The sequence below is a fragment of the Limosilactobacillus walteri genome (assembly GCF_014830205.1).
Lineage (GTDB): Bacteria > Bacillota > Bacilli > Lactobacillales > Lactobacillaceae > Limosilactobacillus > Limosilactobacillus walteri.
On sequence record NZ_QORN01000005.1, the window covers coordinates 1 to 23,543 of the forward strand.

Annotated in this window: 19 protein-coding genes; 6 read left to right on the forward strand and 13 right to left on the reverse strand. The window is 39.0% G+C overall.

Features of this window, described 5'->3' with window-relative positions:
• Window positions 1-178 precede the first annotated feature (178 nt).
• Together DTK66_RS01230 and DTK66_RS01235 are read right to left on the reverse strand one after the other, a co-directional pair.
• Window positions 179-3,046, reverse strand: a complete 2,868-nt coding sequence (locus DTK66_RS01230) for a YhgE/Pip domain-containing protein (protein ID WP_191667514.1) — start codon at window positions 3,044-3,046, stop codon at window positions 179-181.
• Window positions 3,047-3,086: 40 nt separating this feature from the next.
• The gene (locus DTK66_RS01235; RefSeq protein ID WP_191667515.1) at window positions 3,087-3,623 is read right to left on the reverse strand and encodes a TetR/AcrR family transcriptional regulator; all 537 of its coding nucleotides are present in this window, start codon (window positions 3,621-3,623) and stop codon (window positions 3,087-3,089) included.
• 307 nt (window positions 3,624-3,930) lie between these two features.
• Between DTK66_RS01235 and DTK66_RS01240 the strand changes: the two genes are divergently transcribed.
• Complete coding sequence (locus DTK66_RS01240) at window positions 3,931-4,176, forward strand: PspC domain-containing protein (RefSeq protein ID WP_153929692.1); 246 nt, start codon at window positions 3,931-3,933, stop codon at window positions 4,174-4,176.
• Window positions 4,177-4,230: 54 nt separating this feature from the next.
• Here DTK66_RS01240 and DTK66_RS01245 read toward each other — a convergent pair whose 3' ends face one another.
• From DTK66_RS01245 to DTK66_RS01265, 5 genes are read right to left on the reverse strand one after another with little or no spacing between them, the layout of a single operon-like run.
• Window positions 4,231-5,070 (reverse strand): DUF6681 family protein, encoded by an 840-nt coding sequence (locus DTK66_RS01245; protein WP_153929693.1) that lies wholly within the window; start codon window positions 5,068-5,070, stop codon window positions 4,231-4,233.
• 18 nt (window positions 5,071-5,088) lie between these two features.
• Complete coding sequence (locus tag DTK66_RS01250) at window positions 5,089-5,583, reverse strand: hypothetical protein (protein WP_153929694.1); 495 nt, start codon at window positions 5,581-5,583, stop codon at window positions 5,089-5,091.
• A gap of 59 nt (window positions 5,584-5,642) precedes the next feature.
• The gene (locus DTK66_RS01255; RefSeq protein ID WP_153929695.1) at window positions 5,643-6,080 is read right to left on the reverse strand and encodes a Fur family transcriptional regulator; all 438 of its coding nucleotides are present in this window, start codon (window positions 6,078-6,080) and stop codon (window positions 5,643-5,645) included.
• Window positions 6,081-6,129: 49 nt separating this feature from the next.
• Window positions 6,130-6,696 (reverse strand): guanylate kinase, encoded by a 567-nt coding sequence (locus tag DTK66_RS01260; protein ID WP_153929696.1) that lies wholly within the window; start codon window positions 6,694-6,696, stop codon window positions 6,130-6,132.
• A 2-nt stretch (window positions 6,697-6,698) separates the two neighbouring features.
• A complete protein-coding gene (locus tag DTK66_RS01265) occupies window positions 6,699-7,112 on the reverse strand; it encodes a bis(5'-nucleosyl)-tetraphosphatase (RefSeq protein WP_153929697.1) in 414 nt (137 codons plus the stop codon).
• Window positions 7,113-7,244: 132 nt separating this feature from the next.
• Here DTK66_RS01265 and DTK66_RS01270 point away from each other — a divergent pair, with 132 nt between their 5' ends.
• Together DTK66_RS01270 and DTK66_RS01275 are read left to right on the forward strand one after the other, a co-directional pair.
• Window positions 7,245-8,639: an amino acid permease gene (locus DTK66_RS01270; protein WP_153929698.1), complete on the forward strand. Its 1,395-nt coding sequence runs from the start codon at window positions 7,245-7,247 to the stop codon at window positions 8,637-8,639.
• A gap of 172 nt (window positions 8,640-8,811) precedes the next feature.
• On the forward strand, window positions 8,812-10,119 hold the full coding sequence (locus tag DTK66_RS01275; RefSeq protein ID WP_191667516.1) for an MFS transporter: 1,308 nt from the start codon (window positions 8,812-8,814) through the stop codon (window positions 10,117-10,119).
• Window positions 10,120-10,155: 36 nt separating this feature from the next.
• Here DTK66_RS01275 and DTK66_RS01280 read toward each other — a convergent pair whose 3' ends face one another.
• The 5 genes from DTK66_RS01280 to DTK66_RS01300 all read right to left on the reverse strand — a co-directional run bounded on the left by DTK66_RS01280 (window position 10,156) and on the right by DTK66_RS01300 (window position 15,332).
• Window positions 10,156-11,445 carry a hypothetical protein gene (locus DTK66_RS01280; protein WP_191667517.1) on the reverse strand — a complete coding sequence of 430 codons (1,290 nt, stop codon included), beginning with the start codon at window positions 11,443-11,445 and terminating at the stop codon, window positions 10,156-10,158.
• A 101-nt stretch (window positions 11,446-11,546) separates the two neighbouring features.
• A complete protein-coding gene (locus tag DTK66_RS01285) occupies window positions 11,547-12,620 on the reverse strand; it encodes an ABC transporter substrate-binding protein (protein ID WP_153929701.1) in 1,074 nt (357 codons plus the stop codon).
• Window positions 12,617-13,435 (reverse strand): ABC transporter permease, encoded by an 819-nt coding sequence (locus DTK66_RS01290; protein WP_191667518.1) that lies wholly within the window; start codon window positions 13,433-13,435, stop codon window positions 12,617-12,619. Before DTK66_RS01290 ends, DTK66_RS01285 begins: the two co-directional genes overlap by 4 nt.
• Window positions 13,435-14,241 carry an ABC transporter permease gene (locus DTK66_RS01295; protein WP_191667519.1) on the reverse strand — a complete coding sequence of 269 codons (807 nt, stop codon included), beginning with the start codon at window positions 14,239-14,241 and terminating at the stop codon, window positions 13,435-13,437. The genes DTK66_RS01290 and DTK66_RS01295 overlap by 1 nt, the downstream gene beginning before the upstream one ends.
• Window positions 14,241-15,332, reverse strand: a complete 1,092-nt coding sequence (locus DTK66_RS01300; RefSeq protein ID WP_153929704.1) for an ABC transporter ATP-binding protein — start codon at window positions 15,330-15,332, stop codon at window positions 14,241-14,243. The genes DTK66_RS01295 and DTK66_RS01300 overlap by 1 nt, the downstream gene beginning before the upstream one ends.
• A 140-nt stretch (window positions 15,333-15,472) precedes the next feature.
• On the opposite strand from DTK66_RS01300, the gene DTK66_RS01305 reads away from it, so the two are divergent.
• The 3 genes from DTK66_RS01305 to DTK66_RS01315 all read left to right on the forward strand — a co-directional run bounded on the left by DTK66_RS01305 (window position 15,473) and on the right by DTK66_RS01315 (window position 21,978).
• Window positions 15,473-17,881: a Xaa-Pro dipeptidyl-peptidase gene (locus DTK66_RS01305; protein WP_191667520.1), complete on the forward strand. Its 2,409-nt coding sequence runs from the start codon at window positions 15,473-15,475 to the stop codon at window positions 17,879-17,881.
• A 90-nt stretch (window positions 17,882-17,971) separates the two neighbouring features.
• On the forward strand, window positions 17,972-18,883 hold the full coding sequence (locus DTK66_RS01310; RefSeq protein ID WP_191667521.1) for a proline-specific peptidase family protein: 912 nt from the start codon (window positions 17,972-17,974) through the stop codon (window positions 18,881-18,883).
• Window positions 18,884-19,314: 431 nt separating this feature from the next.
• Window positions 19,315-21,978 (forward strand): HAD-IC family P-type ATPase, encoded by a 2,664-nt coding sequence (locus DTK66_RS01315; protein ID WP_191667522.1) that lies wholly within the window; start codon window positions 19,315-19,317, stop codon window positions 21,976-21,978.
• A gap of 136 nt (window positions 21,979-22,114) precedes the next feature.
• Here DTK66_RS01315 and DTK66_RS01320 read toward each other — a convergent pair whose 3' ends face one another.
• Window positions 22,115-23,440, reverse strand: coding sequence for an APC family permease (locus tag DTK66_RS01320; protein ID WP_225208947.1), 1,326 nt, complete (start codon window positions 23,438-23,440; stop codon window positions 22,115-22,117).
• Window positions 23,441-23,543: the final 103 nt, after the last annotated feature.

Sequence of the window (23,543 nt, forward strand, 5' to 3'; positions counted from 1 at the left end):
TTGAACACCTTCATCTTAAGGCAAAAGAGGCCTTTTTTATATAATTTTTATCGCCCACCCGCATAGCAGGTGGTTTTTTGTTTCGTGCATTCGCTTCGCTCACGCACTCAACTAGGTCTAAAGACATTAATAAAAAATAAGCCTGTAATAGCATGATCGCTATCACAAGCTTATTTACTTATTGTTCGCCATTTTTTTGTTGGTCTGGTCGTTCTTGTTGGAGGTGCATACCATCATAGTCACCTTCAGGACCAAGTAGTTCTTGGTTATTATCTAACTCCGAGCGCCCAGCGTAGTGGTGTCGCTGCAACCAAATCATTCCGAATAAGAGAAGAACGAAGAATACTACAGCGATGACGATAAGGACAAGATTGCAGTACATTGTGTAGTGCTGTCCTAAACCACCGGAAATTGAATCACGCAATCCAAGAATTGAATATGTCATTGGTAAATACCAGTGAATAACGTTATAGAATTTCATCGTGATTTGCATTGGGAAGGTACCACCTGATCCCCCTAATTGAAGCATCAAGAGAACCATTGCAACAAATCGTCCTGGGTTATCAAAGAGCATCGATAAGAACATAACAATTCCCATTGAAGCTAACCCGAAGCAGATCGTTGTGATGAAGAATGATGCAGGATGAATAACGGTTAATCCACACGCCATCATAATTGCATCTTCAGCAACGGCCATGGCGGTAACGGCAACTGATCCAACAACAACCTTACTTGCCCACCATGCTGCTGGCGATTTGCCATATTCTGCCACCCGTCGAATTGGGTAAACAAAGTTAAAGACAAGGACACCAACATACAAGGCAACTGACAATACGTATGGAGCCAAGGCATGACCATAGTTTGGCACATAACTATAATCGGTGTGTTTAAGCGTGGTTGGTTCTGCAAACATCTTAGCTGTTCGTGGCGAAGTCTTAATACCATTAACTTTCTTAGCGCCACCTTCAAGCGAAGTTGCAAGTTGAGAAGCACCAGCATTCAAGCGTGCAATCCCAGAAATAAGTGCTGGGGAATTATCTTGAAGTTGTTGGGTTCCGGCTGCCAATTGGTTAACACCGGTAACTAATGCGGGAACTTGTCCATTTAATTGTCCCAGTGCGCCCGCTAACTGCGCAGCACCAGCATTCAAGGCTCCGCTATTAGCATTGAGTTGGCTAATTCCGTTACCTAATTGGCCGACACCGGCTGTGTATTGACCAATACCATTGGCAAGTTGGTTAGCACCTGCACCGGCTTGGGCAACTCCGGCTGTATATTGACCAATACCACTAGCTAATTGACCAGCACCCGCACCGGCTTGGGCAACTCCAGCTGTATAAGCACCAATACCAGCATTAAGCGTCCCAGCACCAGTAGCAGCACTATCAACCCCGTTAGTATATTGGTTAACACCTGCATTTAGAGTACTTGCACCCGATGAAATCTGACTAGTAGCATTTTTGAGCTGGTTAACAGCATCTGGCATAGCTGCCAGAGTACCTTTATAGCCATTTAATGTTGCTAATAATGTATTAGCTTGCTTAATTGTACCATCAGCATTGTTTAATACGGTTGACATTTGTGAGAGCTGGCCAAGCTGTTGCTGCATTCCGCTAAGACTGCCCTGAAGACTGTTTAATTGGCCTAGTGTACCACTTAGGCCCTGAATCGTTGCAACGTTGCTGCCTGCTTTACCAGCAATTTGTTGGGCCGCTGCCTTAGTAGAGTCACTAGCTTTATCATCCTTAAGAATTTGTTGTGCTAAACCAGCAATCTCTGCATCATTAGTAGCAACACCTTTAAGCTGATCGCCTGCACCAGCAACGTTAGACAATGAACCAGAGGCTTGTTGTAATTTTCCAGCGCTATCCTGGACACCAGCAAGTGCATTCTTAGCGGTAGCAAGACCTGTTTGCAATTGCCCCAAACCTTGTTGAAGGCTTTGCGCTTGGTTCATTGCCCCCATAATACCGTTAAAGTCAAGATTACCGAGTTGACTATTAACTGTTGAATTTAACTGGCTTGCACCAGATGCTAATTGGCCAGAACCATTACGAAGGCTAGATGAGTTTCCTTTAAGTGTATTTAAACCACTGCTTAACTGACCTGCACCAGTGCTTAAAGCGCCAGAGTTAGCCATTAATTCGTTAAGGCCACTGTTTAATTGACTAGCACCAGAATTTAACGCACCAGAATTGGCCATTAAAGTGTTTAAACCACTGCTTAGTTGACCTGCCCCTGAATTTAAGGCACCAGAGTTAGCCATCAACTGACCGACACCGTTACCCAAGAGATTAACACCCCCGGTATACTGAGCAATTCCATTAGCCAAAGTTTGACTACCTGTCGCTAATTGTTGAGCACCGCTTGCCAATGGGGCAACACTCACTCGAAGCGTTTGGACCCCGTTATTTACTTGGGACACTCCAGCAACGTACCGGTTTACCCCATCACTGAGGGTTACCATCCCCGTATCAATTTGCTTAGCACCATCGGCGGCTTTAGTCATCCCCTTACCAACAACATGCAATTGCTTAAACATTACTGTCGCATAAGCATTAGTGACAGATGCCCGAATCTTTTCGTTTAGCTTAGTCATGCCCATTTGGGTAATAACTTGTCCAATGTAGTTCAATGATCCATTTGTTTCATATTTTAACTTCATTGGTTTTGGATGCTTGTGTAAAACAGTTGTAGCATTTTCTGAAAAATCCTTTGGAATTGTAACTACCGCATAGTATTTGCGATGACTCATCCCATATTTTGCTTCTTTAGGGGAAACAAATTCCCATTTTAATTGATGATTTTTCTTTAATTCATCAACCGTTTGTTTTCCAACATCCATTTTCCGGCCTTGATATTCAACAGGGACATCCTTATTGACAACCGCTACCGGTAAATTCTGTGTACTTCCATACGGGTCCCATACTGATTTTAAGAAGAAAATACTATATAGGAAAGGTATGAAGCAGATAACCGTTACTGATAGAAGTAATAACCGGTTATGCAAAATATGACGAAATTCGTCTTTTATCATGCTCCACATTTAATACTTCACCTCAAAATTATCCTTTCATAATTTTATTCTAATTAATTAATAATCGTGCTGTAGCTCGTGCAAATTTGATAACATCTTCCTTTGGCACATCGTAATTATTTCCTTGCCACCAATAGAAAGTTCCGATAATCGCACCACTTAAAACGTAAGCAAGCATTTCAGGATTATCTGATTTTTGCAGAGCAATCACAATTGGATCGTTCGTCTTAATATTTCGACGTTCAAGTAGAATTTGACTTAAAATAGTAAGAATTTCTGTGTATAAAGAGCTACGCGCACTATTAGGTGCTAAGTGACGAATAACTTCCTTATGCTGTTCAATATATGATATTAATTGCTTAATAATGTCATCTTCGGAATCCGTATTATCCGTCAACTTATTAATTTGAGCATTTAGCGTCTGCTCTAAAAGATCATATTTATCACTAAAATAGCGATAGAAACTACTTCGATGCAACAATGCTTCTTTACAAATTTGATCAACCGTCAAATGTTCAAACGAATTTTTTTCTAATAATGTCAATAATGCATTTTCAAAATCACGAATAGTTCTTGTAACACGCACAACTTTTCCCTCCCTAACAATACAAATTTAACATGCCTATTCTATCCCGTTGCAAATCACTACAACAGGGCTAATTAAAGATAACTATCTCCAAATAGGACTAATCAACGATTTTGTCTTAAGAAATGATTTGAATTGTATTTTTTCTAGACGAAATACTATATTATTCTCTTATAATGATGCGGTCAAGATTATCTCATCTTTATCCAGTTATACCGACTATTCACTACTTGCGACGTTATAAGTATTTGCTTACAATTAAGGTATATAAGTATTAGCAAGAGATATCCAAAAGGAGGTTCTTATAATGGCAAAAGCGAAGAAACATTTAACAAAATCAAAAAATAAAGTATTCCTCGGTGTATTCGGCGGAATTGCCGATTACTTTGGTCTTGATGAGACCCTTGTACGGGTAATTGGTCTGCTGATTTTCGTTTTTACAGGGTTCTTCCCACTTGGCGTTTTCTACTTATTAGCAGCATTAATCATGCCAGAATATAACAGTAAAAGTAGTAATGATAACATAGTCGATGGAGAATTTAGAGAAAAGTAGGATTAATCAATAAAAAAGCTAGTTCAAGCTCAATAACCGAACTAGCTTTTTTATTTAAGCTTCTTCACGCTGCTTGTAAGCAACCTGAACTTGTAAACTATAATCCTCATCCGTCAAAATCGTTGAACCGCTACGCCCAGCTATTTTATTCGGACCACCATCGACCACAACTGAGGCAAGATACAACTGGTATTTATCATGCGCTGTATGGACATCAGTAAGACCAATTTTGGTAATGTGACCAACTGGACGCCGTTCCATCTGGTTAATCCCAATATATACCTCCAGACGGTGACGTAATTCATCATGAACTAATTCAAAGTATGGTGGTACAGATTGCGAGTTGAGAGCTGTTACGGGCTTGTCAGTAGCATGATATTGCTCAACAATCTCTTTTTCACTTAAGCCATCATAACCATTAACAAAAATACCTTCCATTAACAAGCGGTCAACTACTTTGTGTAAATTACGCTGTTCATGTTCATCAATAGCAACCGCAGCTGGAATAGTATCTGCATTTGTAAAGAGGCCGTTAGAACGGTTAGCTAATTCAGCTGCTAAACGCTGTTGTGCGTCTAATGGCACTTTTGCCTTACCATCTTCAAACTTTTGCCCCGTAATCTTAGCCACTCGTGGTGAAATTATATCAAATTTTGAGGTTTTTTCTAAAAAGTAAAATACAAAATTTAAATATATAAAGTACGTTAAACCAATTACTGCTAAACAGTATAGTAATGCCCGCAGCCAGACATGGTTCATAAATAAACGAAATGTAACGTACACTAAGTAAATGTCACCTAAAGTTGCAATAATAATATAAATTCGACTTTTTAATTTAACATCTAAGTTGAAATAACTCAATGACGAGTTAATCATATCAAGAAAGCTAAACATTAATAACCCGCCTCCTTATTATTCATTTGAAGTCGTTCCAGTAGTATTATTAGTCGTTCCTTGTGTTGACGTTGTATTATTACCAGTTGTTGTATTTCCTGTTGATTGTGAAGTACTACTCCGATTAGCAGTAGTATTTTCATTATTATTGTTATTATTTGACCGATTTGTGGTTGTATTATTATCTGTATTGCCCGTTGACCTTGTAGTCCGATCAGTACCAGTGTCATTATCAGTATCACCAGTAGCACTATTATTACTATTGCTAGTCTTAGTGGCTGATGAACTATCTGCGTCATTATCATCATCACGCATACTCTGCGAATCACGACTCGATTGGTCGCTTTCATCAGCACCTGATTGTTGAAATTGACGGCTGCTAGACACTGACGTCACCTTGGCACCTTCCGAAGTATGCGTTGCCTTATTAACCACAACATTAGTGGCTCCTAACGCAAGAACTAAAGAAACAAGTGCGAACGGGGTTACTAGCGGCGGTATCTTTGCTCCCATATTTCATTCTCCTTTTCCAGAGTATATCATACACGAAAATAGTCACGATAAATATGAATTTATTTTAAAGATTTTGCCTGACATTTTGCACAGATTCCATGTAATTCAAAGCGATGACCCGTAATTTGGGCTCCCGGAAGTTGTTTTTCAAAAAATTGCATATCAAGCGGTGGCATCTGAATCTCTTGAACCCGTCCGCAAATATCACAAATAAAATGATGGTGGTGCGCAGTATCACATGAATACTTGACTTGCATCTGATCATTATGCTGACGCAATTCAACGATTCCCAGCTTTTCAAATTCTTTAAAATTCCGATATACCGTATCATGACTTAATCCTGGATATTGTTTGCGGAGATATTGATCAATCTCAATAATGTTAAAATAACGATCAGGCTGTTGAGCCACTGCGGCAATCATCATCTTTCGCTGCTTAGTCCACCGCAAATGATTCTGCTTGATGATTGCTTGCGCTTGATTGATTAATTCCTGCATTCTCCACCACACCTCCAGATTAGAACAAATATTTTACCATAATTTTCATTCAAACGGATACTATTTGCTTAACAATTGCATCAATTTGATTTTTAGTTTCTTTCCACTGATCATTTACAACAACATGCGCGATGCCTTTTAGCATTGGAGGCAGCATAAGATCACGATGATATTCTTTGCTCTTTAGCCGTGACCTTATTGCCGCGTTTTGATCACCGCGGAGAGTCATCCGCCGTGCTAAAGTCTTCATATGAGTAACAGTTAGAAAGATTATCACTGCTTGAGAACCTAATTGTTGATGATAAGTAATCGCCCCAGCCGTATCTAACACAATGACATCATTTTGCCCATTATGCCATCCTTCCTCAAGTCCTTCCACCGATGAACCATATTGCGATTGATCATATGTTACTTGTTCAAGAAGGTGAAGTTTTTTAATCGTTTCAGGAGTTTCGAAATGGTAATCAATACCATCTCGTTCTCCTGGTCGTGGCAACCGCGTCGTATGAGTTATTACACGATGCATATGATATTGTTCTTGCAAATAGTTAGCTACAGTAGTCTTTCCCGAGCCAGCTGCTCCGGTAATTACAAATACGTAATTATTTTTTTGCATAGCTATTTAGTCAAATGGTCATTAACTTGGTCAAGCAACATTCTTAAATTATCATAAGTCAACTGCTGACGAGCATCCTGATAGGAGAACCACCCATAATTTTTAATCTCTGCCACTTGCAAATGGATATCTTCATGATTATCTAATTCGGCGGTATACAATGTCATCTGCTTACGGTTTCCATTAGGGAGATCGTACTCAGTATAAACATTAAAACTGGTGTCAATTGGCAATTCGAGTTGTGTTTCTTCTTTTATTTCTCTAATGGCGGTTTCTGCTAGAGATTCTTCTCCTTCAACATGCCCTTTAGGGAACCCCCAGAAATGTCCCTTATTTTGACTTTCTAGTAAAAGATACTCAATTCCTTTATCCCCATTGCGATATACAACTGCACCACTAGTTACTTCAATTGCCATTTTTATCCCTCTTTTTGTAATTTAATTTTCTAATTGACTTTTAATATTGATTACAGGTATCATTATTAATTATAAATGTGCCGCAGTGTTTTTGCAGCACGTACACTATATTATAGCAAAGGTGGTTTAAAGATGAGCTTAAACATTATGCGAAAAGAAAGTCTTGATCGTTATCTTGGTGAAGATAAGCTTTTCGTTAAATCAATGAATGCTCGTGATCTCATGGCAATTGGGATTGGTACCGTTATCGGTACTGGGATTTTTATCCTTCCAGGAACAATTGCCGCTAATTCAGCTGGACCAGGAGTGTCGTTGTCATTTCTGTTTTCAGCGATTGTCTGTGCTTTAGCTGCAATGTGTTACGCTGAATTTGCCTCGGCCCTTCCCGTTGCAGGAAGTGCTTATTCATATGGAAATGTAGTGTTTGGCGAATTTTTTGGCTGGTTGCTTGGCTGGGCGTTAGTGCTTGAATATATGTTAGCCGTTGCATCAGTTTCTACTGGATGGGCTGCCTATTTCAACACCTTACTCGAAGGTGCTGGCATACATTTGCCTAAAGCTTTATCTGGCCCGTTTGATCCTGCTCATGGAACTTATGTAAATATTGTTGCGGTTGTAATTGTCCTATTAATTACGATCATGTTAGCTCACGGGATGCAGTCCTCAATTCGGATCAATAATATTGCTGTTTTCCTTAAAATTGCAATTATCTTAATTTTTATTATTGTTGGCTTCTTCTTCATTAAACCTAAAAATTATCACCCATTCCTTCCCTACCACATGAAAGGCGTTATCCACGGCGCTACAATTGGTTTCTTCGCCTACCTTGGTTTCGACTGTGTTTCAAGTTCAGCAGCTGAAGTTAAAAATCCTAAACGTAATATGCCATTAGGAATTATTGGTACCTTGGCTGTTGCAACAGTTCTTTATACCGGGGTCGCAGTCGTGTTAACCGGGATGGTCAAGTACACCAAACTCGACGTAGCCAATCCGGTTGCGTTTGCCCTCCAAATGGTTAATCAGGATTGGCTTGCTGAATTATTATCAATCGGGGCCCTAATCGGGATGTTTACGATGATGGTTTCCATGATCTACTCAAGTTCACGGTTAATCTATGCAATCGGTCGTGATGGTCTACTTCCTTCATTTCTGGGCAAGCTTGATAAAAAGAGCCACTCCCCACAGATTGCGCTATGGATTGTTGCCATTATCATTGCCATTATGGGTGGACTAGTTTCTCTGGATCAACTTACAAGCTTAGTAAATATCGGGACCTTATTTGCTTTCATGTTAGTTTCATTTGGAATTATTCCACTTCGCAAACGAAAAGACATTGGTAACCGTGGCGGATTCAAAGTACCGCTTTATCCAGTCCTCCCCATCATTTCTGGACTGGCCTGCCTTGGAATGATGACACAACTAAAAATGGAAACTTATATTGGGGCAGCGATTTGGTTCGGTATCGGAATCATTATTTACTTCACATATGGCTACTGGCACAGTAAGCTAGCGCAAAATAATAATTAAATCATAAAGCTGCGGAGCCTCTTCTTTAAAGGGACTTCGCAGCTTTTATTTCACAAAGTAATTTGCGGCAACTATTTATTTTTGTTAGGCTAATATTACTTACTTTTTATTTTTTCACAAGGAGGAATCAAATATATAGGCTAACTTTTCATTTATCATAAGCCTATTTTTTATGGAATATACAAAGAAAAATTACAAAAAAGCACCATTATCATCAATTCATTTTAGGATCTATTTTGCACTCGTTTTTGGGCAAATTGCCTGTGGCTTTGCTCTTGGAATCAGTGGCACAGCCCTTTCTCAAGCAACTAATTATATTGATATCAACGACTTTTGGGTCGGCTTGATTGGCGCGGGGAGCTTAATCGGGTTAGCTGGTAGCGCATTAATGGGTAAAATTGCTGACCAATTTGGTCGCCGAAAGATGTTAATGCTTGATATGTACCTTTTTTCTGTATTTTCTCTCTTACAATTACTAACGACAAACCTCGTTATTCTCTTTACCCTACGGATTTTAATCGGTTTGATGATTGCAATCGATTATACTGTCGGAAACGCTTTATTAGTAGAATGGTTGCCTGCAAAAGAAAGCGGCCGATTACAAAGTCAGCTAATTGTCTATTGGACAATCGGTTTTATCGCTTCGTACATTACCGGGATTCTAATTACTGGCTTTGGCGCCCATAATTGGCAAGTTATTCTTGCGTCAAGTATTGTCCCGGGGTTAATTGCAGCAGTGTATCGATCTTTCTTTCGCATTCCTGCATCCCCAAGTTGGCTCGCTAGTCAAGGAAAAAACAAAACTGCCCAGAAATTAATTCAAAAACATCTTGGTAAAAAATGGGGACTTTCACTAAAACAAATTCGTAGTAAGAAGCCAAAGGATATTTCCCTCAAAACCTTGTTCAACCCGCCATATCGGCGACGAACCATTGTCGGGGGCTTATTCTATGCTTGCCAGGCATTCTCTTTCTTTGGGATTAGTATCTTTTTGCCAATCCTCTTAAAGAGCATGAGCCTTGGCAACGACAACCTTTCTGGAATTATCTATAATAGCTGTATCTTCATTGGTGTGATTATCGGTAGTTGGATCTTTAAGCTTATTAGCCGCCGAATGTTTTTGATCGGGACATTTTTCCTTTCAGCTAGCGCGTTAATCATATTAATGTTAGGAAAGGGGCTTTCCCCAATTCTTCAGATCAGCATCTTCGCGATTTTCGCGATCATTCTCTCAGCTGGCCTTGTTTTAGATTATCCATACCCCACGGAACTATTTGATATTAAAATTCGGGCTAGTGGAGTCGGGACTTGTATTACTATTAGTCGTTTTGGCGCTGCTAGCGGGACCTTCTTATTGCCAATTTTGACTCATCTCGGTGGTTCCAACTTAGCAATGCTAGTTTGTACTATTGTCTTACTAATTGGCGGAATCATCTGTCTTTTGTGGGCACCAGAAACCTCGCCAAGATTCGTTAAATAATTAATCCTGACTAAGCTTTTAGCTTGGTCTTTTTCTTTATTTTGCTAGTAAATATTTGCGATCATGAAAAACAACAAAAACACCTGTGATAATAAACAAAATAATCATACTTACCCGCAAATAAAACATTTCCCGACTATATTGCAGTTCTTGCTGGTGATCGATATATGGAATTAAAAGCGCGCTTTTATTATCAAGTTTGAAAAAGGAAATTACTTCAAGCATCCCAAAAAGCGCTATCTGATTACAAAGCGATCCAAAAACAGATAGCTTTTGATCAATACTACTATATTTGTCAGGCACCTGAACTTTTACCCACTTACCTAGTAACATTGAACTTAAAACAGTAATCGCCGTCCCTATTAAGTAGGTACGGTCTGTATAAGTCAAAAATAAACCTAAGCATAAAACCCCTAGTGTGGCCTTATAACGCACCGTTAAATTAATTTCTTGCAGTTTTTTATTGAAAAAACCAATTAACATTCCACTAACCATTAATTCAATAAAAACAACAAAAATCCAGTAAACTTTATTTTGTTGAAAGGCAAACAATAAGGTGTAAATAATGACATAGTTTTTTATTGCCCCTAGCCAAATCCGAAAAAGCTTAAATGGCTGACCAAATATATTTCGTAGTTCTAAAATAATACCAAGAATAGCTAAAACAATCAGTACCCAGCTAAAGTCAGAAATCCGCCCCGTTTTCTTAAAAAAACTAATGATAAACACAACTACAAGAACTGCAATTGCTGGAAAAGCCGTTTTTAAGTTAAATGAAAATTTAAGGTCAAGCGGAGTTTTATCCCTTTTAACAACGACATAAGCATATAAAACCTCTAGCCCTAATATAATAGTATAAAAAATAAAACCATATACTAACGATGTTTTCATCATCAACAGGCCAAGAACAATTAAGCCCGCAATAACACTAAAACCGGCAATCATATTTACCCGCTTAAAGTTAATCCCCGCAACTTCTTTATTCGGATCTCCCAATAATTTCAAACCAGTAACACCAAAGCCAATCGCAATCGCTGCGATACTAGCAATCCACTCTATACGGAAATAAATACCAATACAGGCCAAGATACCACCAATAAAGGCAACGATTGAGCAAAACTTAGTTACTCCCGACCAAGCCGCAAGATTAAGCCGCCCGTCTAGGATAAATGGCATTACTTTTTCAACAGTGTATACAAAAATAAACGGCCATACAAACATAATTACATTGGCATGGGCAATGATAGAAAACGCAAATAGCAAAGTGGGAAATAAAATATAACTACGAGCGACAAGCTCATGATTAATTGCCAAAAACTTTTTCATAAGTTACCTCCTGCTCTTTGCCGTTTACTTTTAGTAAATCACATCTTGAACCAAAAATAAAAGAATAGGACTTTAACCATTAAGTTAAAAATCCTACTCTTTTATTTGGCAAACATCTTAAATTCTAAAAACAAATCATTATACTCCCCTAAGACACGCAATGGTAGATCACGATAAACTTGTAAGTGCTTCATTGTGGCCTCTGGCGGATAAAACGCTTTGTCTGAGGTAATTTTTTTAGGAAGTTGTTTCTTCGCTGCTTTATTCGGGGTGGCGTAACCAACATACTTAGCATTTTGGGCAGCATTTTGCGGGTCAAGCATAAAATTGATAAATTCATAAGCGGCTGCCTTATTCCGGGCCGTTTTAGGGATAACCATATTATCAAACCAAATATTGCTTCCCTCACTTGGCACAACGTAATGTAAGTGTGGATTAATATCCATCATCTCCCGCGCGTCCCCAGAATAAGTTACCCCAACTGCTGCTTCATCTTGTTCCATGTACATCTTCATCTCATCAGCAATAATTGCTTTGACATTAGGTGTTAGCTGTTTTAAGTGTGCTTGTGCAAGCTTCAATCGGTGATAGTTGGTCGTGTTAACAGACTGGTGTTGGGTAATTAATGCCACGGCAAAAACATCCCTAGCACTATCAATTAACATTACATTATTTTTAAGACGCGGATTCCATAGCTGCTCCCAATGTTGAACGTCTTTTCCCTGAACTTTTTGATCATTATAAATAATTCCTAATGTCCCCCAGAAATACGGGACTGAATAACGATTTGTAGGATCAAATGATTGATTCAGAAATTGGGAATCAATATAGCGTAAGTTTGGTAACTTATGATGGTCAAGGGGGGCAATTAAATGCTCCTTTTTCATTCGTTGAACTGTATACTCACTTGGAACAACTACATCATAGTTAGTCCCGCCTTGACGAATCTTAGTTAACATCGATTCATTACTGTCAAAAGTTTCATAATCAACATGGTAACCAGTCTGGTGCTCAAATTTTGTAAGTAGTGCGGGGTCAATATAATCGCCCCAATTATAAATTGTTAATGTTTGCTTTCCACCACCAGTCTTTTGCTGATTAAATGCAACATCACCAAGGGCTAATAGGATACAAATAATAACAATCGCAAGGAAGGCACTGAATAATTTTTTCATTGTGCATCCCCTTCCTTAATTGCAACAATTCGTGGACGCCGACCACCACGTTTACTGATAGCATAATAACCAATTACTAGCAGCAGCGACACAATGAACATTAGTGTTGATAGGGCATTAATTTCAAGATTAATTCCTTGCCGTGCCCGAGAATAAATTTCTACAGAGAGCGTTGAAAAGCCATTACCAGTTACAAAAAAAGTAACCGCAAAATCATCAAGCGAATAGGTAAACGCCATAAAATAACCAGCAAAAATCCCAGGGGCAATTGATGGCAATATTACCCGGGAAAGTACTTGCCAGCGACTAGCCCCAAGATCGTACGCTGCATCAACCAAAGTGGGTGACATTTCGTTTAACTTCGGCAAAACCATTAAAACTACAATCGGAATACAAAAAGCGATATGACTCAGGAGAACCGAGACAAATCCTAACCGAATACCAAGCATGGTGAAGAAGATTAAGAAACTTGCTCCGATGATAACATCTGGCGAAACCATTAAAACGTTATTTAGTGATAGAAGGCTATTCTTCCATGGACGGCGGGCATCCTTAATTGCTAACGCCCCAAGCGTGCCGATAATTGTAGCTAACAATGATGCAAGAAAAGCTACTAATAAAGTATTAATCACAATTGTAATCATTCGACTATCAGCAAGCAGATCAGCATAGTGTTGAAGCGAAAAGCCATGGTATTTTTCCATTGTCTGACCGCTACTAAATGAGAAAACAACCAGGTAAAGGATTGGCGCATATAAAATCACAAATACTAATGCTAGATAAATGTTTCCCCATGACCAATAATGCTTTTTCATTAGCGATGTCCCCCTTTCCGCTTTTCTTCGCCAGTCACAAACATAATAATAAACATTGCAATAATAAGAACGACTCCGATTGTCGAACCCATTCCCCAATTCTGGGTCGTAAGAAAGTGCTCCTCAATCGCTGTCCCAAGGGTAATAACTCGGTTTCCGCCAATTAAACGCGTAATCATAAACAGTGAAAGCGATGGAATAAACACTGCTTGGATTCCTGCTTTTACTCCCGGCATTGATAATGGCCAAATTACCCGACGAAACGTTTGCCAGTGAGTAGCTCCCAAATCATAACTTGCATTAATCAACGATGGGTTGATCTCTGCTAAATTATTAAAAATCGGCAATACCATAAAGGGAATTTCAATATAAGCCGCAACGAACATAAAACTTGCATCCGTAAATAATAGCTGGTGGCTACCAAGCCCCACGAATTGTAAAAATTCGTTAATTGTTCCTGTTCGGCTAAAGAGGCCGATAAAAGCATACGTTTTTAGCAACAGGTTAATCCAAGTAGGCAAGATAACTAACAACAGCCAAAACTGCTTATTAGGCAATTCATTCAAGATATAAGCTGTTGGGTAGCTGATAATTAAGGTCACAAGGGTAATTAGAAAAGCATACCAAACCGAATTTATGGTCATTTTTAGATATACGCTCGAAGTAAGATATTCTGCATAATTATTAAGGGTCACCTGACCATTAATATTAAAAAATGATTGATATAAAATTAATACTAACGGCGCAATAACAAATAAGATAATCCACAAAGCATATGGAACAATAAACATCGCTTTTTGTCGCATTAGTCCGCCTCCTCATAACTATCTAAGCGGGCATCGAAATCTTCTTCGGTTTCGTTGTATCGCATAACGTGGATATCTTCGGGATCAAAAGTAATGCCAACCTTTGCCCCAACCTTTGTTTTATGAATTGAATTAATCTTCCATTTATGATTTCGCTGATCGATTACTGTAATTTGGTAATCAACCCCGCGGAAAAGTTGCGTTTCAACTGTACCAATCAGCTTTCCTTTTTCAACTGTAGTTATATCGAGGTCCTCTGGTCGAATTACTACTTCAACTTTTTCATTGGGTTTCATCCCTGCATCCACACAATCAAAATCTTGTCCGTTAATTGAAACAACGTAATCTTTTTTCATAATTCCCGGCACAATATTGCTTTCCCCGATAAAGTCAGCAACAAAGTGGTTCAGCGGCTCATCATAGATATCAACCGGCGTCCCGCTCTGTTGAATTTTTCCATCATTAATAATTAAAATTTGGTCACTCATTGCCAATGCTTCTTCTTGATCATGAGTAACAAAAATAAAGGTGATCCCTAGTTGTCGTTGCAATTGTCGCAATTCCGTCTGCATTTGAACCCGTAATTTATGATCAAGGGCAGACAAAGCTTCATCAAGCAGCAATACCTTAGGTTTATTTACTATTGCCCGGGCAATAGCCACTCGTTGTCGTTGCCCACCCGACATTGCTGTAATTTCACGATTATCGTAGCCATCAAGTTGAACCAGATGCAGTGCTTCTTTTACCCGTTGTTTGATTTCATTTTTCTTTACGCCTTTTATCTGTAGCCCAAAAGCCACATTTTCAGCAACATTCATATGCGGAAATAGGGCATAATCTTGAAAAACAGTATTAACCTGTCGCTGATTTGCTGGAACATCATTGATCCGCTGACCATCAAAATATATATCACCAGCAGAAGTATGATCAAACCCAGCAATCAATCTTAGGATAGTTGTTTTTCCCGATCCTGATGGTCCTAATAAGGTATAAAACTTTCCTGCTTCAATTTCAAAGCTAATATCACGCAACACGATATTATCATCATACTGCTTGCTCACATGCTGAAATTCCATTATGTTCTTTGCCATCGGCTCTTCCCCAATCATGATTTTTTAAACTAAATATCAGTATAAATTATACGCTCTAAATCGCAACCACTGTTAATTCTAAGCAAATTAATATAAAAGTGCGATAATTAATATATCAAATTCTATGCGAGGTGTTCCAGATGAAAATTAATCAATTTAGTATCACTACAACTACACCACAACAGCGTCGGCAGGAATTAATGTCAATCCGCTTACTAAGAAAAAACGAGGAAAACAAACTAACGCCCAACGCAATGTGGGAAACATTATTGGCACGCATTCATATGGCAAGTAACCAGCCTATTGTAACTAAACAGTGGCTGCATGACCTTTTAGCTACTCCCGATCTGGCACTTGATGACTGGTTTGATAAACAAGAGCCGCTCACCAACAGTATCTTTTATCTCGTTGCGTTACAATTACTCGAATTTGAAGCCGCTGTTGATTTTGACATTGCAGATCCCCTAACAATGGTTAAGCAGACGGGTCTCCCAACCGAATACCATCAACAATGGACAACTGCTAATGTCATCGACGCCTTTTACCTCCTATTAAATACCCATGGAAAAAACGGGCAATCGCTCATCGATCATTTAACTGCCAAAGGTTTTATGGCATGGACTTATCAATTACCGCCTGAACAAAAGCCCTTATATTTTAACGGGAAACCCCTTGCTTGTTTTGATCCTGCTAAATTTATCCGCGAAGTTGTCTACATTGAAACAGATATGGATACAGATTTTGATGGTAAAGCAGACTTAGTTAAAGCCGAAATTATGCGGCCGCTTGAATCAAATCATGGATTAAAAGTACCCGCAGTATTTACAGCCAGTCCTTATAATCAAGGAACTAATGACGAATGGGGAGAAAAGGCAACCCACAATGTCAACGTTCCACTGACCCACAAATCAACTAATTATCATGCTCCTGCTGAAGAAAAATTTCCAACCACTTTTTCTTATCAACAAGTGACTGGTCAAGCCCACCATGCAACAGAGACTTTTAGTACGACCCCTGCCTATACACTAAATAATTACCTTGCAGTTCGCGGATACGCAATTGTCTATGCTGCTGGGATTGGTACTAAAGACTCCGATGGTCTCCAAACCTGCGGCTCACCTGAACAAACTAATTCAATGAAAGCGGTGGTTGAATGGCTTCACGGTGACCGTCATGCATTTACTGATCGTAACAGTGGGACAGAAATTCAAGCTAACTGGTGTAACGGCAAAGTCGCCATGACTGGCCGATCATATCTGGGAACCCTTGCTACCGCCGTTGCTACTACTGGCGTTGCCGGACTTGAAGCAATTATTAGCGAGGCAGCTATTTCTAGTTGGTATGATTATTACCGTGAAAATGGTCTTGTCCGTGCTCCAGGCGGTTTCCAAGGTGAAGACGCTGATGTCCTTGCTGATGAAACATTCAGCCGAACTAAGCGGCCTGCTGACTACCGAAGAATCGAAAAAACGAATACTAAGTACATTAACAAAATGCAAGCCGCTATGGATAGAAAGAGCGGCAATTATAACGCCTTTTGGGATAATCGAAATTATCGTCATGATTTTGCTAACATTAAAGCTGCTGTAATGATGGTTCACGGTTTAAATGATACCAATGTTCGTCCTAGTAATGTTAAGGCCCTATATGACAGCCTTCAAAAGTTGCCTGTAACGAGTAAAATTATTTTGCATCAAGGGCAGCATATTTATATCAATGCTTTTCGGTCGCTTGATTTCTCTGACATGGTTAACCTATGGCTCGCTAATAAACTGTGGGGACAAGAGAATTATGCTGATGCAACTTTACCAAAAGTCCTTGTCCAAGATAACAGCAATCCCGAAACTTGGAATACTTATCGCCAATGGACAGCAGGAAAAAAGCACGAGTACCAATTTAATGACCAACGTTTGACGGCAATCCAAGGACTTGGTATTCAAAGTTTTAGCGATTATCAGCCTGAAGAAAAGTATTTAAAGTGGTGCCAAAACCCTCATGAATGGGCAAAAGCACTCATTAAGGATAATGGGCAGTTTAGTCGGCATTTTGTCAGCGTTCCAACTGAAACTGACATAATTCTACGCGGAACACCAACCGTAACGTTAAAAGTTGCTTCTTCCAAAAACTATGGCATGATTAGTGCCCGCCTTGTTGATTTTGGGAACGGAAAACGGTTAACAACTTCTCCTGTCCTTTTTAATCGTAACGGCCTTGAACTTGGCTATCACTGGAAGACTGACGACCTCCGTGAATTCAAGCTTCAAAAGTCATCCACCACTGATAAGATAATCGCAAGCGGACATATTAACTTACAAAATCGTCATACTCCCGCACAAGTTGATAACCTAACTGCTAATCAATTTGTTACGGTTAAGTTCAACTTGCAGCCAATTTTCCATCGCCTGGTCGCTGGTCATCAATTAGGGTTAATTATTTATAGTACCGATTATGAATATACACTTCGTGGCAATGAGCGAATCGAGTATCAACTAGACCTCGCTGGGTGTCACCTTAATATTCCTGGTGTATCTCTGGACAATGATCAATAAATGTTTCATATGAAACCAAGCTAGTTTTAGCAGAATCCTTATAATTGCGGTAGAATGAATAATATGCACAATTAAAGGAGAGATTTGAGAATGAAACAAGGAACTAAAATTATCACCCTCGATAATGGTTATCATCTCTGGACAAATACACAAGGTGACGGCAATATTCATTTGTTAGCTCTTCATGGTGGTCCAGGTGGCAATCATGAATATTGGGAAGATGCTGCTGAACAGTTAAAAAAGCAAGGACTAGATGTACAGGTAACAATGTATGATCAACTTGGTTCACTCTACTCTGACCAACCAGACTATTCAGATCCTGAAATTGCAAAGAAGTACCTGACTTATGAATATTTTCTTGATGAAGTTGATGAAGTACGAGAAAAGTTAGGCCTCGATAACTTCTACTTAATCGGACAAAGCTGGGGAGGATTACTCGTCCAAGAGTATGCTGTTAAATACGGTCAACACCTTAAAGGAGCAATTATTTCATCGATGGTTGATGAAATTGACGAATATGTTGACCACGTTAATGCATTACGTGATCAAACACTTTCCACTGAAGACGTTGCTTTTATGAAAGAATGTGAGGATAACGACGACTACAGTAATCCAAAGTATCAAGAATTAGTTCAAGTAATGAACGAACAATATGTTGATCGTAAACAGCCATCTAAGCTTTACCATCTTAAAGACCTCGGTGGAGATGCAGTCTATAACGTTTTCCAAGGCGACAACGAATTTGTTATCACAGGAAAACTTAAAGACTGGCACTTCCGCAATCAATTAAAGAATATTAAAGTTCCTACTTTAATTACCTTTGGTGAACACGAGACAATGCCTGTTGATACTGCTAAAACGATGAATAAGCTTATTCCTAACTCTAAACTAGTTACAACTCCAAATGGTGGTCATCACCATATGGTTGATAACCCTGACGTTTACTATAAACACCTTGCTGATTTTATTCGCGACGTTGAAAACAATAATTTTAATAAATAATGAGCTATTAGCGAGGCTGAGAGAAACAAACGTTTTTTCTCAGCCTCTACCATTTTAACGAACCACGGCAAGATAACGTGACAAATAACCCCAAGGCTTGAGTCTAAGGACGGCTGATAATCAGCTCGCGACGGGTTTCCTAGCTTAGTCCACCGCCTTGTCGAGAAGGTTATTTTCTACTCACTTTTTGCTTTAATAGCAGTATTTATGAAACTCTCAAATTATTTATTAATAATCTATGAATCATGTTTTAAAAAAATCTTAATTAGCACTAAAAAATCAAATGGATATGATACGATATTTATACGATAAATAGCGAAGGAATGATTAAAGCAAAAACTTGATATGGCTTCACTGATGTTGTTTCTCTTAAAGTGCGGGAGCTTTAAGAATAGTTACTTTACTAAGTTATATTTATTCAAAGAGGAAAAATGAAAGAAAAATATCAATTAACTACCGATGAGGTAAAAAAGGAATATCAATTAACTGAATTTACAGAAGGACTTAAAGAAACGACTGTCCAGAAAAGACTAGCGGAGGACGGGCATAATGTAATCGAAGTTAAGCCAACGCCAAAATGGAAAATGTTTCTTCGGCAGTTTAATAACATCGTTATCTACATTTTATTAGTAGCGACCCTGTTGACTATTTTGATTGGGCACTATACTGATGCGATTGTTATTGGTGCTGTAGTAATCCTTAATTCGTTAATTGGTTATTTCCAAGAATCTAGTGCCGCTAATGCATTAGCAAAGATTAAAGAAATGATGGCACAACATGCTACTGTCTACCGTGATGGCAAGCGTCAAGATATCAATGCTGCCGATTTGGTTCGTGGAGATGTAGTCTTCTTAGAAGCAGGTGACAATGTCCCAGCAGATTTACGAATTGTCTCTGCTGACAACTTACGGATTGAAGAATCAGCATTAACTGGTGAAACTAATTCAGTAATCAAAACAGATGAAGCGATTACTGACGAAGATGTTCCATTAGCCGATCGGGTCGATATGGCCTATGCTTCTACTTCCGTAACTAGCGGAAGCGGACTTGGGGTTGTTGTTGCAACTGGGGAACATACAGAAATTGGGAAAATTTCGCAAGAAGTTGCGCAAATCAAGCCAAAGAAGACCCCGCTAACAAAAGAAATCGATCATGTTGGTAAAATTGTTTCTTATATTACAATTACCGCTTCTGTGATTGTTTTTATCGTTGGTTTCTTCCTCAAAATATACTCCCTACCAGCGCTTGCACTTGCTGTTGTCGCAATGCTTGTAGGGGCTATTCCAGAAGGTTTACCAGCAATTACTTCTGTTATCCTTGCGTTTGGTATTAGCAAAATGGCAAAAGAACATAAAACAATCATTAAATCAATGCCAGCCGTTGAAACTCTTGGATCGGTTGATGTGATTGCTACTGATAAAACTGGTACTCTTACTAAAAATGAGATGACTGCAATCGAACTCTGGGTTGGTAATCAGCATTATACGGTAACGGGAACTGGATATGCGCCTAATGGACAAATTCTATTAAACCAAAAACCGGCTCCCATTAATCACGAACTAAAATTATTCTTAGAAGCTGGTTATCAAGCTAATGATACTGTTTTGACTGATGAGGATGGTAATTGGCATATCAATGGCGAACCTACCGACGGTGCCTTTTTAACTCTTTACCACAAAGCCTTTGGTGCAAAGTATGAATCTCCGTACAAGGCAATTGACCTTTTACCGTTTGACTCTGATTATCGTTATATTGCAGAATTAACGCGCGATCCAGAGAATGATAAACAAGTTATTTTTGTTAAAGGTTCTCCTGATAAGCTCTTTGAGATGGCAGCTAAAGAAGATCCACAGTTTGACACTGCCAAATGGCAAAAACGTGTTGACGATTGGTCAAAGGCTGGTAAACGGGTAATCGCTGTCGGGTATCAACCAGTTAATGGTGAAAACTTAATGGAAGTTGAACACGATCACCTTTATAACGGAATTCACCTGCTTGGGTTAGCCGCCCTCCAAGATGCTCCTCGTGAAGAAGTAATCGTTGCCTTAAAGCAAATGAATCGTGCGGGCGTATCTGTCAAAATGATTACAGGGGACGACCCGCAAACAGCTCGGGCAATCGGAAAACAATTAGGTTTAACTAATGGCCCAATCCATGCAATTACTGGTGCACAATGGGATAAACTTTCTACCGCTGAACGGGAAGAAGCTGCTTTATCAAACCAAGTTTTTGCCCGAACAACCCCACAAAACAAACTTGAAATTGTGGAAGCGTTGCAAAATCGTCAAAAAATTACCGCAATGGTGGGGGACGGAGTTAATGATGCTCCAGCGCTTAAAAAAGCCGATATCGGGATTTCAATGGGAATCAAAGGGACTGATGTGGCTAAAGATGCGGCCGATATGATCCTCGGTAACGATAACTTTGCTGTTATGGCTGCCGTTATCAAAGAAGGTCGGCGGATTTATGATAATATCAAAAAGAGTATCCTCTTCTTATTACCAACATCATTTGCTGAAGGATTAGTTGTTGCCTTCTCAATTCTTACTGGACAACAAGTTCCGCTACAACCAGCACAATTGTTATGGATTAACTTAATTGCCGCAATCACAATTCAATTTGCATTCGTCTTTGAAAAAGCTGAAGAAGGAATTATGGATCGATCACCACGACCAGTTACGCAAAGATTGATGAACCGACATGATTTAATTCAAATGGGTTACGTCTCTGCTTTGATGGCAATCTTTGCCCTTATTGGTTACGAATGGTTTATTAATTCTGGAGCTGACGTAGTTAATGCAACTACAATGATGGTCAATACGATTGTTATAAGCAAAGCTTTCTACTTCTTTAGTATCCGGACTGAACATTATGGACTTAAAGAGATTGGCAATATTGGTAAAAAAGCCTGGGGAGTAATTGGATTAATGGTCCTTTTCCAGTTAATCTTCACCTATGTTCCATTTATGCAGATGGCATTCCACGTTACCAGCATTAGCCTAATGGAATGGTTAGCTGTTATCATTTTCTCCTGTCTGATCTTCTTATGTACTGAATCAGACAAGATGGTTAGATTCCGGCTAAATAGACGTTAATAGTAAATTAAGGGGGGCTGTCCCATCAGTCTCCTATATAGTAAAAACTCTATAGCGCATACACAAAAGGGAGCGTGAAGATGAAGTCGTAAATGACTTCTATCACGCTCCCTTTTTAGCCGACATTATTATATTTTTATTTTAATTTTTTATCTTCTAATCGCAATTCAGCCAACCATTTTGAATGCTTTTCTTCATAGCTGCGATCAGTTTTAATAAAGAAGTAAGCGCCAGCAGCAGCCACTGCAATTACAGTTCCCACTAATAATGTCTTCGCCGTAAAGTTTGTTACCATATAGCAAGAAACTAAGAGTGCCAATACTGGAATTAAATATTTCCCGGGTAATTTGAAGCCATGAGTTGGATATTCATTGCTGTGTTCAAATTTTATAACTGCTAAAATTGAAGGAACATACTGAATAAATGAGGCTAACACTGTACAGCTAACCAGGAAAAGATAACTTTGAGTAGCGAATAATGCCGAAAGAATTGAAGTAAGGATAATTCCGACCCAAGGGGCATCATGCTTATTTTTCTTACCAATAAATTTGGGGAGCATCCCGTGTTCGTTAGCCATCGACGCAATTAGCGACGGTGTATTAAATGATGCTGAAAAGGCAACCCCAAAGATACTTACAAGCATTCCAAAGATAATAAAGGCATAACCCCATTTACCGATTGCAAGGCCTAATGCATTAGCTAATGGCGTCGAGTAACCGCCCAATTTTGTTCCGGCCAGCCCAACTGCAACAATCATCATTAATGCATCCAAAATTGTGACACTAACCATTACTGCAATTAGTACTCGTGGAATATTCTTTTCTGGGTTATTCATTTGCTTAGCAGCGATTGGCAGAAAAGAAAAACCAGTAAATAAGTAAAAAATCGGTGTAAATGCTGCACCAAAATGGTGAAGAAACGGCATCGGTCCCTTTAAGGCTGCCTGTGGAATAATCGGTGAAAAGTTTGCCTTATGGATAAAGAAAACCCCGACTACAATAAAAATAATTAATGTTAAAATCTTTGCAGCCGCTGAAATATTATTAACTAGCTTTACAAGGCTTCGGCCAAAAAAGTTAATAAGTGCAAATAGGAGAATTAAACCGAATGCCCCAATACCATAAATGAATGGTTTGTTAAAAATTGGTAGAAAGCTTTTGAGAGTTGTTAATAGAGCAACAATTTCAGCAGAAAGCGTACAACAGCCTAAGAACCACGTAAAAATGCCTAATTCATATCCAGTAAATCTTCCAAATGCATGATAAGAATATAACCATGCTGCTCCTGATCCCGTAAACCGACTTGAAAGATCCGCATAACACAATGCAATCATCGAAACGGTAATTGCAGTACATAGCAAAACAGCAACAGCAGATAGGTTCATGTCACGATAAATAACGGATGGAAGCAAGAATGTTCCTGAACCGATAACACCATTAATTCCTAAAAAGTAAATCGACATAAATGACAATTTTTTAGGTATAGACTTTTGACTAGCGATAGTAATCACCCCACATAAAATTATAATTCCATTTATATTGTAGTCGTCTTTGAACGAAAAGGTA

Coding starts and splice junctions, on each gene's coding strand:
- DTK66_RS01295 (WP_191667519.1), bottom strand. CDS start 14,241: ATGCGACAAAAAGCGATGTTTATTGTTCCATATGCTTTGTGGATTATC.
- DTK66_RS01290 (WP_191667518.1), bottom strand. CDS start 13,435: ATGAAAAAGCATTATTGGTCATGGGGAAACATTTATCTAGCATTAGTA.
- DTK66_RS01320 (WP_225208947.1), bottom strand. CDS start 23,440: ATGTCGATTTACTTTTTAGGAATTAATGGTGTTATCGGTTCAGGAACA.
- DTK66_RS01275 (WP_191667516.1), top strand. CDS start 8,812: ATGGAATATACAAAGAAAAATTACAAAAAAGCACCATTATCATCAATT.
- DTK66_RS01280 (WP_191667517.1), bottom strand. CDS start 11,445: ATGAAAAAGTTTTTGGCAATTAATCATGAGCTTGTCGCTCGTAGTTAT.
- DTK66_RS01310 (WP_191667521.1), top strand. CDS start 17,972: ATGAAACAAGGAACTAAAATTATCACCCTCGATAATGGTTATCATCTC.
- DTK66_RS01300 (WP_153929704.1), bottom strand. CDS start 15,332: ATGGCAAAGAACATAATGGAATTTCAGCATGTGAGCAAGCAGTATGAT.
- DTK66_RS01230 (WP_191667514.1), bottom strand. CDS start 3,046: ATGTGGAGCATGATAAAAGACGAATTTCGTCATATTTTGCATAACCGG.
- DTK66_RS01240 (WP_153929692.1), top strand. CDS start 3,931: ATGGCAAAAGCGAAGAAACATTTAACAAAATCAAAAAATAAAGTATTC.
- DTK66_RS01265 (WP_153929697.1), bottom strand. CDS start 7,112: ATGGCAATTGAAGTAACTAGTGGTGCAGTTGTATATCGCAATGGGGAT.
- DTK66_RS01305 (WP_191667520.1), top strand. CDS start 15,473: ATGAAAATTAATCAATTTAGTATCACTACAACTACACCACAACAGCGT.
- DTK66_RS01260 (WP_153929696.1), bottom strand. CDS start 6,696: ATGCAAAAAAATAATTACGTATTTGTAATTACCGGAGCAGCTGGCTCG.
- DTK66_RS01285 (WP_153929701.1), bottom strand. CDS start 12,620: ATGAAAAAATTATTCAGTGCCTTCCTTGCGATTGTTATTATTTGTATC.
- DTK66_RS01315 (WP_191667522.1), top strand. CDS start 19,315: ATGAAAGAAAAATATCAATTAACTACCGATGAGGTAAAAAAGGAATAT.
- DTK66_RS01255 (WP_153929695.1), bottom strand. CDS start 6,080: ATGCAGGAATTAATCAATCAAGCGCAAGCAATCATCAAGCAGAATCAT.
- DTK66_RS01245 (WP_153929693.1), bottom strand. CDS start 5,070: ATGTTTAGCTTTCTTGATATGATTAACTCGTCATTGAGTTATTTCAAC.
- DTK66_RS01270 (WP_153929698.1), top strand. CDS start 7,245: ATGAGCTTAAACATTATGCGAAAAGAAAGTCTTGATCGTTATCTTGGT.
- DTK66_RS01250 (WP_153929694.1), bottom strand. CDS start 5,583: ATGGGAGCAAAGATACCGCCGCTAGTAACCCCGTTCGCACTTGTTTCT.